The sequence below is a fragment of the Nocardia sp. NPDC046473 genome (genome assembly GCF_040645995.1).
Lineage (GTDB): Bacteria > Actinomycetota > Actinomycetes > Mycobacteriales > Mycobacteriaceae > Nocardia.
In genome coordinates this window covers 1-2,585 of record NZ_JBEYZJ010000028.1, presented here as the reverse complement: position 1 = coordinate 2,585, position 2,585 = coordinate 1, and the positions used below count along the sequence as shown (strand labels likewise).

The 2,585-nt window shown below is 55.5% G+C and carries 2 rRNA genes (1 of these 2 running past the window's edge); both read right to left on the bottom strand.

What is annotated here, in order from left to right:
- A 23S ribosomal RNA gene (locus tag ABZ942_RS43745) occupies window positions 1-631 on the bottom strand; it reaches 2,589 nt to the left of the window's first position.
- 327 nt (window positions 632-958) lie between these two features.
- Window positions 959-2,477, bottom strand: a 16S ribosomal RNA gene (locus tag ABZ942_RS43740).
- Together the 16S and 23S rRNA genes form the textbook arrangement of a ribosomal RNA operon.
- Between the last annotated feature and the right edge of the window lie 108 nt (window positions 2,478-2,585).

The window sequence follows — 2,585 nt, the reverse complement described above, 5'->3', positions numbered from 1 at the left end:
ACAGGCTTTGACGGATTGTAAGCGCACGGTTTCAGGTACTATTTCACTCCCCTCCCGGGGTACTTTTCACCTTTCCCTCACGGTACTAGTCCGCTATCGGTCACCAGGGAGTATTCAGGCTTACCGGGTGGTCCCGGCAGATTCACAGCAGATTTCACGGGCCCGCTGCTACTCGGGTACTCACTACAAGAGCCGCTGAGTTTTCGTCTACGGGATTCTCACCCTCTACGACAGGCCGTTCCAGACCACTTCGACTAACACAACGGTTTCTGACTCTCGCCTACATCGGCAGATATAGGAAAGTGAGCCCCACTACCCCACACACGCAACCCCTGCCGGGTATCACACGTGCATGGTTTAGCCTCTTCCGCTTTCGCTCGCCACTACTCACGGAATCACTATTGTTTTCTCTTCCTGTGGGTACTGAGATGTTTCACTTCCCCACGTTCCCTCCACACACCCTATATATTCAGATGCGGGTAACACGACATCACTCGTGCTGGGTTTCCCCATTCGGAAATCCTCGGATCTCAGCTCGGTTGACAGCTCCCCGAGGCTTATCGCAGCCTCCTACGTCCTTCATCGGCTCCTGGTGCCAAGGCATCCACCGTACGCTCTTAAACACTTACTAACAAAGATGCTCGCGTCCACTGTGCAGTTCTCAAACAACACACAAAACCAAACCCATACTCAGCACCAGCCCGAGTGAAACCCGGCGGTATGACTGAAGATTCAGCCTTGTCGTTATCTTGCCCAGAGAAACACTCGCGTGTTCTCTCAGGACCCAACAGTGTGCCGATATATCTCCCGCGGTCGATCGCTGAGGACCAACCAAATGCGTGAGAAGTAGTCAGTGTTCCACCCATGAGCGTCCGCCGGACTACAGGTGAGTCCGAAACGGTCTCTGCCAGAACAACACTCCCACCTGTGTGGGCATGTCTGGAGATGTGCTCCTTAGAAAGGAGGTGATCCAGCCGCACCTTCCGGTACGGCTACCTTGTTACGACTTCGTCCCAATCGCCAATCCCACCTTCGACGGCTCCCTCCCACAAGGGGTTAGGCCACCGGCTTCGGGTGTTACCGACTTTCATGACGTGACGGGCGGTGTGTACAAGGCCCGGGAACGTATTCACCGCAGCGTTGCTGATCTGCGATTACTAGCGACTCCAACTTCACGGGGTCGAGTTGCAGACCCCGATCCGAACTGAGACCGGCTTTAAGGGATTCGCTCCACCTCACGGTATCGCAGCCCTCTGTACCGGCCATTGTAGCATGTGTGAAGCCCTGGACATAAGGGGCATGATGACTTGACGTCGTCCCCACCTTCCTCCGAGTTGACCCCGGCAGTCTCTCACGAGTCCCCGCCATTACGCGCTGGCAACATAAGATAAGGGTTGCGCTCGTTGCGGGACTTAACCCAACATCTCACGACACGAGCTGACGACAGCCATGCACCACCTGTACACCGACCACAAGGGGGCCTACATCTCTGCAGGTTTCCGGTGTATGTCAAACCCAGGTAAGGTTCTTCGCGTTGCATCGAATTAATCCACATGCTCCGCCGCTTGTGCGGGCCCCCGTCAATTTCTTTGAGTTTTAGCCTTGCGGCCGTACTCCCCAGGCGGGGTACTTAATGCGTTAGCTACGGCACGGATCCCGTGGAAGGAAACCCACACCTAGTACCCACCGTTTACGGCATGGACTACCAGGGTATCTAATCCTGTTTGCTACCCATGCTTTCGCTTCTCAGCGTCAGTTACTTCCCAGAGACCCGCCTTCGCCACCGGTGTTCCTCCTGATATCTGCGCATTTCACCGCTACACCAGGAATTCCAGTCTCCCCTGAAGTACTCTAGTCTGCCCGTATCGCCTGCAAGCTTAAGGTTGAGCCCCAAGTTTTCACAGAAGACGCGACAGACCGCCTACAAGCTCTTTACGCCCAGTAATTCCGGACAACGCTCGCACCCTACGTATTACCGCGGCTGCTGGCACGTAGTTGGCCGGTGCTTCTTCTACAGGTACCGTCACTTACGCTTCGTCCCTGTCGAAAGGAGTTTACAACCCGAAGGCCGTCATCCTCCACGCGGCGTCGCTGCATCAGGCTTTCGCCCATTGTGCAATATTCCCCACTGCTGCCTCCCGTAGGAGTCTGGGCCGTGTCTCAGTCCCAGTGTGGCCGGTCACCCTCTCAGGTCGGCTACCCGTCGTCGCCTTGGTGGGCCGTTACCCCGCCAACAAGCTGATAGGCCGCGGGCCCATCTCGCACCGATAAATCTTTCCACCCACCAGCATGCACTGGAAGGTCATATCCGGTATTAGACCCAGTTTCCCAGGCTTATCCCGAAGTGCGAGGCAGATCACCCACGTGTTACTCACCCGTTCGCCGCTCGTGTACCCCGAAGGGCCTTACCGCTCGACTTGCATGTGTTAAGCACGCCGCCAGCGTTCGTCCTGAGCCAGAATCAAACTCTCCGTTGAAGACTCTTGAAACACTCCGAAGAGCGAATCAGAAATATCTAAACTAGAGTCCGAAAATCTAGCAAAACAAAACGCCAGCAAAAAGATTTGCTGACTAAATGTCCGACC